The sequence below is a fragment of the Gilliamella sp. wkB112 genome (assembly GCF_001690685.1).
GTDB lineage: Bacteria > Pseudomonadota > Gammaproteobacteria > Enterobacterales > Orbaceae > Gilliamella > Gilliamella apicola_J.
Genome location: NZ_LZGL01000017.1, coordinates 281,673 through 298,207, shown reverse-complemented (window position 1 = coordinate 298,207; position 16,535 = coordinate 281,673). Strand labels below are relative to the sequence as shown.

At 37.4% G+C, this 16,535-nt stretch carries 13 protein-coding genes and 1 tRNA gene; 13 read left to right on the top strand and 1 reads right to left on the bottom strand.

Annotation, left to right across the window (positions count from 1 at the left end):
• Positions 1 to 340 precede the first annotated feature (340 nt).
• The 11 genes from A9G12_RS08045 to truB all read left to right on the top strand — a co-directional run bounded on the left by A9G12_RS08045 (position 341) and on the right by truB (position 13,508).
• The gene (locus A9G12_RS08045; RefSeq protein WP_065565323.1) at positions 341 to 1,903 is read left to right on the top strand and encodes an anthranilate synthase component 1; all 1,563 of its coding nucleotides are present in this window, start codon (positions 341 to 343) and stop codon (positions 1,901 to 1,903) included.
• Positions 1,903 to 3,543, top strand: coding sequence for a bifunctional anthranilate synthase glutamate amidotransferase component TrpG/anthranilate phosphoribosyltransferase TrpD (gene trpD / locus A9G12_RS08040; protein ID WP_065565322.1), 1,641 nt, complete (start codon positions 1,903 to 1,905; stop codon positions 3,541 to 3,543). The genes A9G12_RS08045 and trpD overlap by 1 nt, the downstream gene beginning before the upstream one ends.
• Positions 3,544 to 3,555: 12 nt before the next feature.
• Positions 3,556 to 4,938 carry a bifunctional indole-3-glycerol-phosphate synthase TrpC/phosphoribosylanthranilate isomerase TrpF gene (trpCF, locus tag A9G12_RS08035; protein ID WP_065565321.1) on the top strand — a complete coding sequence of 461 codons (1,383 nt, stop codon included), beginning with the start codon at positions 3,556 to 3,558 and terminating at the stop codon, positions 4,936 to 4,938.
• A gap of 30 nt (positions 4,939 to 4,968) precedes the next feature.
• Positions 4,969 to 6,162, top strand: coding sequence for a tryptophan synthase subunit beta (gene trpB, locus A9G12_RS08030; protein ID WP_065556240.1), 1,194 nt, complete (start codon positions 4,969 to 4,971; stop codon positions 6,160 to 6,162).
• A complete protein-coding gene (gene trpA, locus A9G12_RS08025) occupies positions 6,159 to 6,965 on the top strand; it encodes a tryptophan synthase subunit alpha (RefSeq protein ID WP_065565320.1) in 807 nt (268 codons plus the stop codon). Before trpB ends, trpA begins: the two co-directional genes overlap by 4 nt.
• Positions 6,966 to 7,185: 220 nt before the next feature.
• Positions 7,186 to 7,262 (top strand) — tRNA-Met (locus tag A9G12_RS08020).
• A 191-nt stretch (positions 7,263 to 7,453) separates the two neighbouring features.
• Entirely contained in the window at positions 7,454 to 7,918 is a 465-nt protein-coding gene (gene rimP / locus A9G12_RS08015; protein WP_065565607.1) for a ribosome maturation factor RimP, read from the top strand.
• A 17-nt stretch (positions 7,919 to 7,935) separates the two neighbouring features.
• Complete coding sequence (gene nusA / locus A9G12_RS08010) at positions 7,936 to 9,411, top strand: transcription termination factor NusA (RefSeq protein WP_065565319.1); 1,476 nt, start codon at positions 7,936 to 7,938, stop codon at positions 9,409 to 9,411.
• 17 nt (positions 9,412 to 9,428) lie between these two features.
• Complete coding sequence (infB, locus tag A9G12_RS08005; protein WP_065565318.1) at positions 9,429 to 12,089, top strand: translation initiation factor IF-2; 2,661 nt, start codon at positions 9,429 to 9,431, stop codon at positions 12,087 to 12,089.
• 65 nt (positions 12,090 to 12,154) lie between these two features.
• Positions 12,155 to 12,532, top strand: coding sequence for a 30S ribosome-binding factor RbfA (gene rbfA / locus A9G12_RS08000; RefSeq protein ID WP_065556236.1), 378 nt, complete (start codon positions 12,155 to 12,157; stop codon positions 12,530 to 12,532).
• Positions 12,533 to 12,602: 70 nt separating this feature from the next.
• Positions 12,603 to 13,508: a tRNA pseudouridine(55) synthase TruB gene (gene truB, locus A9G12_RS07995; RefSeq protein ID WP_442903480.1), complete on the top strand. Its 906-nt coding sequence runs from the start codon at positions 12,603 to 12,605 to the stop codon at positions 13,506 to 13,508.
• Between the two features lie 78 nt (positions 13,509 to 13,586).
• On the opposite strand, the gene A9G12_RS07990 is transcribed toward truB, so the two are convergent.
• Complete coding sequence (locus A9G12_RS07990) at positions 13,587 to 14,630, bottom strand: LacI family DNA-binding transcriptional regulator (protein ID WP_065565317.1); 1,044 nt, start codon at positions 14,628 to 14,630, stop codon at positions 13,587 to 13,589.
• Between the two features lie 317 nt (positions 14,631 to 14,947).
• Here A9G12_RS07990 and A9G12_RS07985 point away from each other — a divergent pair, with 317 nt between their 5' ends.
• Both A9G12_RS07985 and A9G12_RS07980 read left to right on the top strand, forming a co-directional pair.
• Positions 14,948 to 15,760, top strand: a complete 813-nt coding sequence (locus A9G12_RS07985) for a hypothetical protein (RefSeq protein ID WP_065565316.1) — start codon at positions 14,948 to 14,950, stop codon at positions 15,758 to 15,760.
• A 107-nt stretch (positions 15,761 to 15,867) separates the two neighbouring features.
• Entirely contained in the window at positions 15,868 to 16,383 is a 516-nt protein-coding gene (locus A9G12_RS07980) for an endonuclease V (protein ID WP_065565315.1), read from the top strand.
• Positions 16,384 to 16,535 lie beyond the last annotated feature (152 nt).

Genomic DNA, 16,535 nt, shown 5'->3' with positions numbered 1-16,535 from the left:
TATACAAATTAAATCCAACTTTACTAGAAAAGTTGGTACAAAAATTATTTATGAATCTTTAGATATAATTTTATAAACATAAAAATTAATCGCTTGACAAAGCATCAATGAACTAGTTTAATAGTACAAAATTAATTACTTGGTTTAACTGACTATGAAACGACATTACCCAGTTACTAAATGCATAAAAACAACTGTTTGGGGTTGGTGGCGCATCACTGTTGACGGGTGAGGTGAAGTCGTATTATTTGTTTCACGAAACCCGCTAACTGCGGGTTTTTTAGTTTATGGGTAATAATTAAAAATATTGTGATAAAAATTTAAAAATAGAGAGTCAACAATGAATAAGCCAACATTAACACAGATCACCAAATCAATGGGGTATTATCAAGATCCGACTCAGGTTTTTAATCAATTATGCGCGAGTCGTCCGGCAACATTATTGTTGGAATCTGCCGAAATTGATAATAAACAAGGCATTAAAAGTGTAATGATTGTTGATAGTGCGTTGCGAATTTCCGCAATCAATAATCAAGTAACCATAAGTGCATTAACTAGAAATGGTGAAAAATTATTACCATTATTGCAGCAGGCATTGATTGAAAAAGTTGCTGATAGCCAACTAGCGCAGCAACAACTTGTTTTAGTGTTTCCCGAAATAGATAACCTGCAAGATGAAGATTCAAGACTTAAGTCAGTATCTATTTTCGATGCCTTAAGAACCTTGTTACAAGTAGTTAATATACCAGCCGAATATAGTCAAGATGCTTTGTTTATTGGTGGCTTATTTAGCTATGATTTAGCGGCAGGTTTTGAACATTTGCCAGTATTACCAACCGACCAACGTTGTCAAGATTATTGCTTTTATTTGGCCGAAACCTTATTAGAAATAAATCATAAAGATCATGCTTCTATTTTAAAAGCTACGGCTTTTACATCCGATAGTAATGATATTGCTCATTTAAAGCAAAGATTAGGTGAATTACAAACAATTTTACAGCAACCAAGCAAAGCCATTAATAAGCAGTCACTGGCGCAGGTGCAAGTTACTTGTAATAAAAGTGATGATGATTTCAATACTATAGTTAAAAAGATGCAAGATGCCATTCAACAAGGTGAAATTTTTCAAGCGGTGCCATCACGGCGTTTTAGCTTACCTTGTCCGCAACCGTTGGCAGCTTATCAAGTATTAAAAACTAATAATCCAAGCCCATATATGTTTTACATGCAAGATTTCGATTTTGTCTTGTTTGGTGCCTCTCCGGAAAGCGCACTTAAATATGCTAAAGCTACCAATCAAGTGGAAATTTACCCAATTGCCGGTACCAGACCTCGTGGCATAACTGCTAATGGTAAGATTGATCATGATTTAGATAGTCGTTTAGAACTAGAAATGCGTACGGACAAGAAGGAACTCGCTGAACATTTAATGTTAGTTGACTTAGCTCGTAATGACTTAGCGCGGATTTGTCAGCCAGGTAGTCGTTATACCAAAGAATTGTTAAAAGTCGATCGCTATTCTTTCGTGATGCATTTAGTTTCAAGAGTAGTAGGGCAGTTGCGTGACGATTTAGATGCCCTCCATGCTTACCAAGCAACTATGAATATGGGGACGTTAACGGGGGCCCCTAAAGTTCGAGCCATGCAGTTAATTGCAGAAACGGAAAAGTGCAAACGTGGCAGTTATGGTGGCGCCATAGGTTATTTTACGGCCAATGGTGATTTGGATACTTGTATCGTGATTCGTTCGGCTTATGTCGAAGATGGCATTGCCACGGTACAAGCTGGTGGTGGTGTGGTGTTAGACTCGGAACCTCAATCTGAATCGGATGAGTCACGCAATAAGGCGCGCGCAGTAGTGCGGGCAATTATGGCTGCACATAATGTAGAAGGTGTATTCTAATGGCTAATATCTTATTTATTGATAATATTGACTCGTTTACTTATAACTTAGTCGATCAACTACGCAGTAGCAAACATCATGTGACTGTTTATCGTAATACCCTTCCTGCGGATGTGATTATCGAAAAATTAGCACAGATGCAAAATCCAATTCTATTTTTATCACCAGGTCCCGGTGCGCCAAGTGGAGCAGGGTGCATGCCAGAATTGCTTAAACGTTTAAAGGGTAAGTTGCCAATTATTGGTATTTGCCTTGGGCATCAAGCTATTGTTGAGTCTTATGGTGGTAGTATTGTGCCAGCTGGCGATATTTTACATGGTAAAGCCTCATTGATTGAACATGATGGCCAAGCTATGTTTCAGGGGTTACCTAATCCGTTACCAGTAGCGCGTTACCATTCATTAAAAGGTGAAAATATTCCTAAATCACTCACTATTAATGCAATCTGCAATAATATTGTTATGGCGGTACGTAATGACCAAGATCGCGTTTGTGGTTTCCAATTCCACCCGGAATCAATCTTAACCATTCACGGAGTGAAATTATTAGAACAAACTATTGCATGGGCACTTAATCCTCCGGCACAAAAATCATCAGCACAATCGCAACCAGAAGCCATTGTCGATAAGCAAGAATATAATATTCAACCAATTTTGAATAAATTGTATCTTGGCCAAGTTTTATCTCAGGAAGAAAGTAAAATATTATTTAACTTGATTATTCAAGGAAAGATTGAACCAACGGTTTTAGCCACCGCAATAATTAGTATGAAAGTTCGTGGTGAAAGGCCAGACGAAATAGCCGGCGCGGCTTCAGCTTTACTTGAAAATGCTGATCCATTTACAACGCCAAATTATGACTTTACTGATATTGTTGGTACCGGCGGTGATGGCGCTAATAGTATAAATATTTCAACAGCCAGTGCCTTTGTTGCTGCGGCTTTAGGTTATAAAGTTGCTAAACATGGTAATCGTGGCGTTTCCAGCAAATCGGGGTCCTCTGATGTACTGTCTGCACTGGGCATTAAATTGAATATGTCTGCGGAGTCTTCCCGTAAAGCTTTAGATGAATTAGGCGTGTGCTTTTTATTTGCTCAGCAATATCATTCAGGGTTCCGTCATGCAGCACCAGTTCGCCAACAATTAAAAACGCGTACTATTTTTAATGTACTTGGGCCATTAATAAATCCATCACGACCTAAACGTATTTTGTTAGGAGTGTATCACCCAGATTTAATTAAACCGATTGCCGAAACACTAAAAATGCTCAACTACACTCACGCTTATGTGGTGCATGGTGCCGGTATGGATGAAGTTGCCATTCATGGTGACACCCAAGTTGCTGAAGTTAAAAATGGTGAAATTCGTTACTTTAGTCTTACTCCTGATGACTTTGGTTTGCAAACATTCACTTTAAAAGACATTGAAGGTGGAACACCAGAGATGAATCGCGATATGTTAGTTGCTATTTTACAAGGTCATGGCAAGTTAGCCCATGAGTCTGCTATTGCGGCCAATGTAGCCATGTTAATGAGCTTATTTGGTGAGTCAGATTTAAAACAAAATGCTAAACGAGCAATTGAGATGATGCGCAGTGGTAAAGCCTATCAACTGTTACTTCAATTAGCAGCCAGGCAGTAGCGGGAGAATAATATGGCAATTGAAGCACTAAACAAAAATGTTGCAATGGCAACAGTGTTAAAAAAGATTATTGAAGATAAACAAGTATGGTTAACAGGTCGTCAAGCACAACAACCTTTGGCAACATTTAAATCATCCATAACTGCTAGTGATCGTGATTTTTATCAAGCGTTAGCTAAGCCTAAACCAGTATTTATTTTAGAATGTAAAAAAGCTTCACCGTCAAAAGGTTTGATTCGTAACGATTTTGATCCAGCTGGTATTGCTAAAGTTTATAAAGATTATGCTTCGGCTATTTCTGTGTTAACCGATGAAAAATACTTTCAAGGTAGTTTTGATTTTTTACCTATTGTCCGTAATGAAGCTACTCAACCGGTGCTATGTAAGGATTTTATCATTGATGAATATCAAATTTATTTGGCTCGTTATTATCAAGCTGATGCAATATTATTGATGTTGTCCGTGGTTACTGACGAAGAGTATCAACGGTTTAGCCAACTTGCTCATCAACTAAAAATGGGGGTATTGACCGAAGCCAGTACCGCCAGCGAAGTCGAGCGCGCAATTAAACTTGGTGCTAAAGTAATTGGTATTAATAATCGTAATTTGCGTGATCTTACCGTGGATTTAAATCGGGTAAAAACCTTAGCTAAAAGCATACCTAATGATCGTATTATTATTAGCGAATCGGGCATTTATACACACCAGCAAGTTAAAGAACTGAGTAACTATGCTAATGGTTTCCTAATTGGCAGTGCGTTAATGTCGGAAAATAATTTAGCTTTAGCTATTCGCAAGGTCATGCTTGGCGAAAATAAAGTTTGTGGTTTAACTCGAGCAGAGGATGCACTAAGCGCTTATAAAGCTGGAGCTATTTATGGTGGCTTAATTTTTGTTAATCAATCCCCACGGTATATTCAGCCAGTTAAAGCTCGTACGGTTATTGCTGCGGCACCACTTAATTGGGTAGGCGTATTTAAAAATGCCGAAATTGATGAGATATCGCGGATTGCCAAACAGCTGTCATTGTATGCGGTGCAACTTCATGGCAGTGAAGATGACGATTATATACAAACATTGCGCCATAATTTGCCTGAACAATGCCATATATGGAAAGCGTTAAGTATTGCTGAAAACATTCCTGAACATAATAATCCACTTATTGATCGTTATGTGTTTGATCATGGTAAAGGTGGTAGCGGTAAAAGTTTTAACTGGTCATTGTTAAATGACCAAAATCTTGAAAATGTGATTTTAGCTGGTGGTATTAATCCACAAAATATTAAAGCAGCATTAGCAACTGGCGTTATAGGCGTTGATCTTAATTCCGGGGTGGAAGTATCACCGGGAATAAAAGATCCACAAAAAATAGCGGCCGTATTTGCACAAATTTAATCGAATAATTTAAATTAAAAGGTAATATTTATGTCTAAATTAAATCCGTATTTTGGTGAGTTCGGTGGGCAATATGTTCCCCAAATATTAATGCCTGTACTTGAGCAGCTTGAGCAAGCCTTTTTAGCCGCTAAAGACGATCCTGCCTTTCAAAAAGAGTTTAACGATCTGCTAGTGAATTATGCTGGTCGCCCTACAGCATTAACCTTATGTAAAAACTTAACTGCCGGAACTAAAACTAAGCTTTACTTAAAGCGTGAAGATTTAGTCCATGGTGGTGCCCATAAAACTAATCAAGTATTAGGGCAAGCATTACTAGCTAAGCGTATGGGGAAAACTGAAATTATTGCTGAAACTGGTGCTGGTCAGCATGGAGTTGCTTCGGCTTTAGCTTGTGCATTATTAGGATTAAAATGCCGAATTTATATGGGTGCTAAAGATGTTAAACGGCAAGCTCCAAACGTATTTAGAATGCGTTTAATGGGGGCAACGGTAATTCCTGTAGAAACAGGTTCAGCTACGTTAAAAGATGCCTGTAACGAAGCTTTGCGTGATTGGTCTGGTAGTTATGAAAAAGCGCACTATATGCTCGGTACTGCTGCAGGACCACACCCTTTCCCAACTATTGTGCGTGAATTTCAGCAAATGATTAGCCGTGAAGCCAAACAACAGATCCTCGAAAAAGAAGGACGCCTGCCAGATGCCGTCATTGCTTGTGTGGGGGGGGGCTCAAATGCAATTGGCATGTTTGCCAATTTTATTGATGATAAATCTGTGAAGTTAATTGGGGTTGAGCCTGGTGGTCATGGCATAGAATCAGGACAACATGGTGCCTCGCTTAAACATGGTAAATTAGGTATTTATTTTGGTATGAAAACACCAATGATGCAAACTGACGAAGGCCAAATCGAAGAATCTTATTCTATTTCTGCAGGATTAGATTTTCCGGCAGTTGGGCCTCAGCATGCCTATTTAGATAGTATTGGCCGTGCCGATTATGTGTCAATTACTGATGATGAAGCCTTGGATGCATTCCAAGAATTGTCGCGTCATGAAGGGATTATTCCGGCACTTGAATCATCCCATGCCTTAGCATATGCCTTAAAGATGATCAAACAAAATCCGAATAAAGAACAGTTATTAATTGTTAATCTATCTGGTAGAGGAGATAAAGATATCTTTACCGTTTATGATATTTTAAAAGCAAGAGGAGAAATAGAATGAACCGTTATCAACAACTGTTTAATCAATTAACAGCAAAAAATGAAGGTGCATTTGTTCCCTTTGTGCCAGTTGGTGATCCTAATCCCGATCTGTCCTTGCAAATTATTCAAACTATGGTGGATGCTGGGGCGGATGCGTTAGAATTAGGTATTCCATTTTCTGATCCTATGGCCGATGGTCCAACCATCCAAAATGCCAATATCCGTGCCTTTAATGGTGGTATTAGCGTAGAAAAATGCTTTGAAATCTTAACTAAAGTAAGAGCTAAAAATGCTAATATCCCAATAGGATTACTAATTTATGCTAATTTAGTGTTTAAAAATGGCATTGATAATTTTTATGCTAAATGTGCTAAAGCGGGTGTCGATTCGGTATTGATTGCCGATTTGCCAGTGGAATACTCACCCGAATTTACCGGAGCTGCTAATAAATATGGTATTGCACCGATTTTTATTTGTCCGCCTAATGCCGATGATAATGTAATTAAAAACATAGCCAAACATGGGCAAGCATACACTTATTTAGTGTCGCGAGCTGGTGTTACTGGCACTGAAAATCGTGCTAATAAACCATTAGCTCATTTATTAACTAAACTAACAGAGTTTGGTGCGCCACCGGCAATTCAAGGTTTCGGTATTTCAGAACCGGATCAAGTAACAGAGGCGATTAAAGCTGGTGCTGCTGGTGCAATTGCTGGTTCGGCAACAGTTAAAATTATCGAGAAAAATCTTAATAATCCGGAAAAAATGTTAACTGAATTAGCAGAATTTGTAAAAACCATGAAAGCAGCAAGTAAAAAATAAAATATTAATCCGCTGATTACTCAGCGGTTTTGTTATTTTTTGGGGGTGATGCTAGCAATAATTAGTCAGGCTTTACTGTAATTAGTTATAAGCAATTATTGAAAATTAAATTTCAAATTAGTATGTGAAATTTATCAATAACTTCAAGAATAATTAATAAAAATTGTATACTGCACAGTTGCATTTTATTCAAAATGCAGTATACTCGTCACCCATCTATCGCGGGGTGGAGCAGCATGGTAGCTCGTCGGGCTCATAACCCGAAGGTCGTTGGTTCAAATCCAGCCCCCGCAACCACTTAACTTTTCACTAACAAATCATTTTTTCCTGTTATTGTATGAAAGTTCGAATCAAGTGGCTTCATTATATTAGTTTTGAATGTAGCCTCGCTTGTCGAGGTTTTTTTTTGCGTGTAGGGAACTAAACGTAAGTTTTAAAGGAATATTGGGCTTCATGCCCTTTTTTTATTTTCTACTATGGAGGTTTGTTTGGCTAATATAGAACAGCAATTAACCGCAATTATTCAAGATCCAGTTAACGCACTTGGTTTTGAATTAGTTGGACTCGAATATATTCGAGGCCGTTACCCAGTATTACGTGTTTATATAGATAGTGAAAATGGGATTACTGTTGATGATTGTGCCGACGTTAGCCGACAAATTAGTGCCGTACTTGACGTCGAAGATCCGATTAAAGATGCTTACAATCTTGAAGTATCATCCCCAGGCATGGACCGACCATTATTTACGCTTGAACATTACCAACGTTTTATCGGTGAAGAAATTACCGTAAGTTTGCGTATTCCTGTCGCCAATCGTCGTAAGTGGAAAGGAAGAATTAAGTCAATTGATAATGAGATGATTACTTTGACTGTTGATAATAATGATGAGGTATTTGCTTTTAGCAACATTCAAAAAGCGAATATTGTACCTAATTTTAACCTTAATAAATAAAAAAACGAGTGTAAAGGATGAATAAAGAAATTTTAGCTGTAGTGGAAGCAGTATCAAATGAAAAAGCATTAACTCGAGATAAAATCTTTGAAGCGTTAGAAACTGCACTTGCGACTGCCACTAAAAAGAAACATACTGTTGATATTGATGTGGTTGTAAAAATTGACCACAAAACTGGTGACTACGACACCTTCCGTCGTTGGCAAGTTGTTAATGAAGTTACCCAACCAACTAAAGAAATCACCTTAGAAGCGGCTCAATATGAAGATCCTTCTGTACAACTGGGTGATTATGTTGAAGAACAAATAGAATCAGTGGCGTTTGACCGTATTACCACGCAAACCGCCAAACAAGTAATCGTACAAAAAGTGCGTGAAGCCGAACGCGCCATGGTCATTGACATGTTTAGAAACCGTATCGGTGATATTGTTACCGGCATTGTCAAAAAAACCAATCGTGATAGTGTTATTCTTGATTTAGGTAATAATGCTGATGCCATGATGTCTCGCCACGATATGTTACCGCGCGAAAACTTTCGTATTGGTGACCGTGTACGCGGTATACTATACTTAGTTGAACAAGATAATAAACCAGCACAATTGTGTATTAGTCGTTCAAATCCGGAAATGATGGAAGAATTATTCCGCATTGAAGTGCCAGAAATTGGTGAAGAGATGATCGACATTAAAGGTGTTGCTCGTGATCCTGGTTCTCGTGCTAAAATTGCGGTAAGCAGTAATGACCGTCGCATTGACCCAGTTGGTGCTTGTGTGGGCATGCGTGGTGCACGAGTACAAGCTGTATCCAATGAATTTGGTGGTGAACGTATTGATATAGTATTATGGGACGACAATCCGGCACAATATGTAATTAATGCTATGGCACCAGCAGATGTTGTATCAATAGTTGTTGATGAAGATAAACATACAATGGATGTTGCCGTAAATGCCGAAAATTTACCGCAAGCCATTGGCCGAAATGGTCAAAACATCCGCTTAGCTTCACAGTTAACTGGCTGGACATTGAATGTAATGAGCACAGATGATCTGCAAGAAAAACACCATGCAGAATCTTTTGCGGCAATTAATAATCTGATGAAACATTTAGATATTGATGAAGGTCTTGCACAACTGCTAGTTGAAGAAGGCTTTACATCACTAGAAGAACTTGCTTATGTACCAGTAGATGAACTGCTTGAAATTGAAGAGTTAGATGAAGAATTGGTCGAAGCATTAAGAAGCCGAGCCAAAGATGCTTTAACCACTATAGCACTAGCACATAGCGGTGATAAAAGGCCTGCACAAGATTTATTGAATTTGTCAGGTATGACACAAGAATTAGCCTATCAATTAGCACAACATGATATTATTACCTTAGAAGATTTGGCTGAACAAGGTACCGATGATCTGGCAGATATTGAAGGTTTAACAAGTAAACAAGCTGGCGATTTTATTATGGCTGCACGTAATATTTGTTGGTTTGCAAATGAATAATTGAGGGAAAGTAATACATGACCAAAGTATCAATAGAAACACTGGCTCAAGAGATAAATACTCCAGTGCAAACACTTTTGCAACAGTTTGCTGATGCAGGAATAAAGAAATCTGCATCTGATACTGTTAGCCAAAAGGAAAAAGAAGCTTTGCTTGCGCACTTAAATCCTCAGCAAGGCCCTACAAAATTAACGTTACAGCGTAAAACCCATTCAACACTTAATGTGTCCAGTGGTGGTGGCAAAAGCAAAGAAATTAAAGTCGAAGTTCGTAAAAAACGTACTTTTGTAAAACGTGATCCAGCTGAGATAGCGGCGGAACAAGAAAAAGCACGTCATGAAGCCGAGCAAAAGGCTAAACAAGAAGCCGAAATTAAAGCCCAAAAAGAGGCTGAGAAAAAGGCAAAATTAGCGGCAGAAGAGGCTAAAAAGCGCCAAGAAACTGAATCCAAAAAACAAGTTCAGGAAGAAAAAAATAAACAAACGCAAGAACAGCAAGCCGATCCAAAAGTGAAAAAAGCACAAGAGGAAAAGGCACGTTTAGAAGCAGAAGCGCAGGAAATTAAACGCAAAGCTGAAGAAGAGAACCGCCGTAAGTTAGAAGCCGATGCTAAACGCATGGCAGAAGAAGCCCGTAAACTGGCGGAACAATATAGTGAAGTTGACGAAAGCGATCATAGCGAAGATGAAGATTATCATGTTACCACTTCTAAATATGCTCGTGCCGCAGAAGATGATACCGATCGTGAAGTAGAAAGTGCTCGTGGTCGAGGTCGTAGTGGCAAACAGACTAAGCAGAAAAAAGGCAGTAAATTATCTGAAGGTAAAGCCGAGCGTGAAGAGGCTCGCGCCGCTACTCGTAGTGGTCATAAAAAGAAAGGTAAAAGCAGCTTACAACAAAGCTTTACCAAACCAGTACAAGCAGTTAACCGCGACGTGGTCATTGGTGAAACTATCACCGTTGCCGAATTGGCTAACAAAATGGCAGTTAAGGGTTCTGAAGTAATTAAAACCATGATGAAAATGGGCGCAATGGCGACGATTAATCAGGTTATCGATCAAGAAACCGCACAGCTAGTTGCCGAAGAAATGGGTCACAAAGTGGTATTACGCCGTGAAAACGAGCTTGAAGAATCACTAATGAGCGATCGTGACACAGGTGCTGAAAAAGTATCACGAGCTCCAGTGGTTACCATTATGGGGCACGTTGACCATGGTAAAACTTCATTGCTTGACTACATTCGTAAAGCTAAAGTTGCTTCCGGTGAAGCTGGTGGTATTACTCAGCACATTGGTGCATACCACGTTAAAACCCCAAATGGTGCTATCACTTTCTTAGATACTCCGGGCCATGCTGCATTTACATCAATGCGTGCACGTGGGGCCAAAGCAACTGATATTGTAGTATTAGTTGTGGCTGCCGACGATGGGGTAATGCCACAAACCATTGAAGCTATTCAACATGCTAAAGCTGCGAATGTGCCAATTGTGGTGGCGGTGAATAAGATTGATAAACCAGAAGCCGATCCAGAACGTGTTAAAGGTGAGCTGGCTCAGTACGGCGTAATGTCAGAAGAGTGGGGCGGTGATACTCAGTTTGTGCATGTATCTGCTAAAGCAGGTACCGGTATTGACCAGTTGCTTGAAGCTATTTTATTACAAGCAGAAGTGTTAGAATTAACCGCTTATGAATCAGGCATGGCTAGCGGTGTAGTTATTGAATCCTTCCTAGATAAAGGTCGAGGATCAGTGGCTACGGTATTAGTTCAGTCTGGTACCTTACACAAAGGTGATATTGTTCTGTGTGGTTTTGAATATGGTCGTATCCGTGCTATGCGTAATGAACTTGGTAAAGAAGTTGCTGATGCTGGACCATCAATTCCGGTTGAGATCCTTGGTTTATCAGGCGTACCATCAGCAGGTGATGAAGCAACAGTAGTCCGTGACGAGAAAAAAGCCCGTGAAGTAGCGCTTTATCGCCAAGGTAAATTCCGTGACGTTAAATTAGCGCGTCAGCAAAAAGCTAAACTAGAAAACATGTTTACTAACATGACTGAAGGTGACGTGTCTGAACTTAACATTGTATTAAAAGCCGATGTTCAAGGTTCTGTAGAAGCTATTTGTGATTCATTACTTAAACTATCAACCGATGAAGTTAAAGTTAAGATTATTGGTTCTGGTGTCGGTGGTATTACCGAAACTGATGCCTCATTAGCAGCAGCTTCTAATGCGATTATTTTAGGCTTTAACGTACGTGCCGATGCATCAGCGCGTAAAGTGGTTGAATCAGAAAACTTAGACTTACGCTACTATTCAGTTATTTATGACTTGATTGATGAAGTTAAACAAGCCATGAGCGGTATGTTAGCACCAGAGTACAAACAAGAAATTATTGGTCTTGCTGAAGTGCGTGATGTGTTTAAATCACCAAAATTTGGTGCAATTGCCGGTTGTATGGTTGTTGAAGGCGTAGTTAAACGTCACAATCCAATTCGGGTACTGCGTGATAACGTAGTTATTTATGAAGGTGAACTTGAATCATTACGTCGCTTTAAAGATGATGTTAACGAAGTTCGAAATGGTATGGAATGTGGTATTGGTGTACGTAACTATAATGATGTTCGTGTTGGCGATAGTATTGAAGTGTTTGAAACTATAGAAATTAAACGTACTATTTAATTAGCATGTAATTATGTTATAAGCAAGGTGTATACCTTGCTTATTCATGTATGAGGAAAATAGATATGGCAAAAGCATTTAATCGTTCATCCCGAGTCGGTCATGAATTACAAAAAGAAATTGCGATTATCTTACAACGTGAAATTAAAGATCCCCGTTTAGGTATGGTTACGGTTTCTGGTGTAGATATTTCGCGTGATCTTGCGTATGCAAAAGTATTTGTTACTTTTTTAAATGACGATGATCCTGAAATTGTTGAGCAAGGTTTACAGGTACTCAATGATGCCAAAGGATACATTCGAACATTAATTGGTAAAGCAATGCGGCTACGCATCATTCCGGAAATAAAATTCTTTTATGATGAGTCGCTGGTCAAAGGTATGCAGATGTCGTCTTTGGTATCTGATGTTATCAAACATGATAATGAACGTCATAAAGATTAATATTAGCTAGCGGATTTGAACCATTGTAAAGATGTTTCAGGTCAGCTATATGTTTAAGTATAAAATCACCATTATGAATATAAAAAAAACACGCCGTGATCTTCACGGCGTTTTATTGTTAGACAAACCACAAGGTATGACATCCAATGATGCACTGCAAAAAGTGAAAAGGCTATTTAATGCCAAAAAAGCAGGGCATACAGGGGCGTTAGATCCCTTGGCTACCGGCATGTTGCCAATATGTTTTGGGGAAGCGACCAAATTTTCACAGTACTTACTAGATTCTGATAAACGTTACCAAGTCATTGCCAAACTCGGTGAGCGTACCGATACTTCCGATGCTGATGGGCAAATTATCAGTACCAAAACAGTAACTATCACTGAGTCAGATATTCAGCAAGCACTCACACATTTCCGTGGTGATATTTTGCAAGTACCTACCATGTTCTCAGCGTTAAAGTATCAAGGTAAACCACTTTATGAATATGCTCGCCAAGGTATTGTTATTGAGCGCGAGGCCAGACCAATTACTGTCTATGAAAATCAATTTCTAGATTTTAATACCAGTAATAATCAATTAAGTTTAGAGATCCACTGTTCTAAAGGTACTTATATTCGTACTATTATTGATGATTTAGGTGAATTACTCGGTTGTGGTGCTCATGTGATCTACCTCAGGCGTTTGCAAGTGGCTAATTACCCTATTGCAAAAATGCTGACCTTAGATGCGTTACAAGCTATGCCTGAACGTGATCATGTGTTAATGCCGGTTGATAGCCCTTTGCAAGATTATTTAACCATCACTCTTACACAATCCCAAGGCAAAGCGATTTTATTAGGGAAAACTATCGAGCTAGACAGTTATACGCCAACAGAAACCTTAGTGCGACTTTATCAAGGTGAACAATTTATTGGGGCAGGCTGCCAGCTACATAATAAGTTATCTCCTAAACGTTTGATTGCGACTTTTGCATAAGGCAAACCCAAAGAGTGTAAATTGTAATATTGCAGATTATGGCTAATTTTTGCATCATTGATAATCATATAGATGATATTAATAAAAAATAGCCTCTGCTTTAAGTAAATGATAGTGTTTGGTAACGCTATCGTTATTTTTGACTTTTTTACTCAACAAAGCTGCAGCTTGTTGCCCCATTTTATATAGTGGTTTATACATTCGCGATAAGGTATCAAGTTCATTATAATGGCGCTGGTTACTATGACTAATGTAAACTAAAGTAGGTGCTGTACTTTGATGTATATGAGCCTGTGCTAAAGCGCCTAAAACGGCTCTATAATCCAATTGATAATGCTGCTTATTATAATATTTTTCATCCAAATAACTTAAATTGATATTGTCTGCGCAAATAATTGCAGTGGGTGGTTTATTGCTGCTAAGCAAATTTTTGACTGCCAGTTGCCCATGTTCATAAGTAAAACAATCCTTAATAATATAATCCGTGTCTATAGTTAAATTGGCTCTATCTAGTGCTTGCTTATAGCCTTGTAGTAAATGAGTAGAACTGATTTTATCCGGGTGACCCAGCAACAGTGCAATTTTATGGTGAGCATGTTCTATTAGATATTTAGTTATTTGGTGGGCCATTATAAGGTGGTCAAAGTAAACACAATTAAATTCAGCATGAAAATGATTTACCAGTATCACTGGAGGCAGGCAAACCATGTATTGACTAAGTTTGGTTAAATATGGTGCTTCATTAATGATGATAATGCCAGCAAATAAGTTTTGGGTAGCATATCTAATTAAATGCTGAATATCCTTGTCTTCTGAGTAAGGAAAGCGTAAGTAAAATATTTTATAACCAGTGGCATTTAACACTTGTTCTATACCATAATTAATTAAGCTATGGGAAATTAGTTGGTTATCAATAATTAAGATTGTTTTATTATTAGTAATGGTATTGTGAGCATTAACTTTATCACAAGTATCTACATGCAATTCTTCAATAGCTTGGAAGACTTTAGATTGAGTTATTGGTGAGGTTAAATTAGGTTTTTTTAAAACTCGCGAAACCGTTGCAATTGATACATTAGCATGTTTAGCAATAGTTGCTAGTGTGGTTTTATTTTTTATCATTGAGATAGCTTAATTATTATAGATACCTTACTTTAGCGGTAATCATTAATTTTGTATTTTATTACTATCTAGTTTTACGATCTGCATTCCAAATTATTAGAGATAATTGAAGTTGTTGGTCAATTCTATAAGTTGCACTCAAATTATATTGTATTAGTACGCAAAAATTACACCAGTAATTCAGCAACTAATAGTTAAAGTAAATCATTTCTCAGAATATTTAAGGCGTAGTATTATGAACCAAATGAAAACTAAAAAATTGAAGATAACTAACAGTTTTGATAGTAATTGGACACAAATTAAAATGGAATTAAGTGATGAAAAAGATTTTATTAAGTAGTTTATTACTAATTATATGGTCATGTTGTACCTATGCATTGGCAGAAAATTTCAGTAAAAATTATCATTATCGCTTGATAAAAGATAGATTAAACGAACACTTTGATCCAAAGTCTGGAAATGAAAGATTAAGTAATACATTTGATAATTTTATTTTAGGTGATTTAGCAAAAATTAATATATTAGGCTGTGATTTTAATAATGTTGAAGTTAATCAAGAAAATATTAATTCAGTATTAAATTCTATTGGTTTTTATGAAGCATATGCCCAAGACTTAAAAAAATATCACTTATCCTTGAATGAATTTAATCGGCTTTATTATTTTGATGAGTCTGAGTTATCCGATTTATGTATTAATTTTAATTACAAATATATTATACAACTTAATAATCATGAATTAATGATTCCTTATGATAATCACTTAATCTTCTATAAACCACTATCTGACGAGGATGAAAGCAAAATTAATCATTTAAATAACAATGAACAATGTCTTGAAACAAAACAAGGTGAAATGCAATGGACTGATACTTGTTATTATAACAATATGACTATTTTGGATGTCTATGAAGCAATGAGTTTAAATCCATATTATGTATTTAGAAGTAAGCTTAAAGCAGGTGAAAATTTTTTAGCCGATTATGAAGATAAAAGTGTTGATATGGAATACAAATGGTCAGGAAACAATAAGTTAACCATTACTCAATACTTTGGCGGTGGAGTAACTTCTTATACTTTTATCTATAAAAACAATAAAACAAAATTAATAACTGTGCATTCGGCGGATTAAACAATAGCCTCAAAAGTATTAAAGCAGTGTAATCAGGTACGTAGATTACCAATGGGTTTGTCAACAACGCTGATTAATACATTTTTTAAAGTAAGGAAACCAGTGAAATGTATCTAGCAATTGATGTTTATTATATGCAAGAACGGGCCAAAACAGTAGGTATTTTGTTTGAGCATTGGTCAGATTCAAAAGCCGAAATTAAAGGGATAATTACCGATTATCAAGATAATGTTGCGCCTTATCAATCTGGTCAGTTTTATCAACGCGAATTACCTTGCATTATGGCTTTGTTGAATAAAATCGATTTAAGCAATATTAGCGCCATCATAATTGATGGTTATGTATATCTACAAGATGGCAAATTGGGGTTAGGTGGTCATTTGTATAACGCTTTAAAGCAAACCATTCCTATCATTGGTGTAGCAAAGAAGCCATTTTTAGGCAATAGCCAATATTTAATTGAGGTGCTGCGAGGCAACAGTAAACACCCACTATATGTAACCGCGATTGGTACGCAGTTAGATGCCGCAGCAAGCAATATAAAATCAATGACTGGCAAATATCGGTTTCCCGATTTACTTAGTTTTTTGGATCAACAAACCAAATTATTTAAGTCAGAATAAAGCTAATAAAAGTTGAGATAATTGCTTGTAATTCAAGCAAAGATAGTGGTCTTATGCGATTAACATTTTGCCACATTGATAGTTACTTTTTTCCGCTGTGTTTGCCAATAAAGTGGTATAATCATCAGCAAATTTCTTTATTTAGGTTTTAA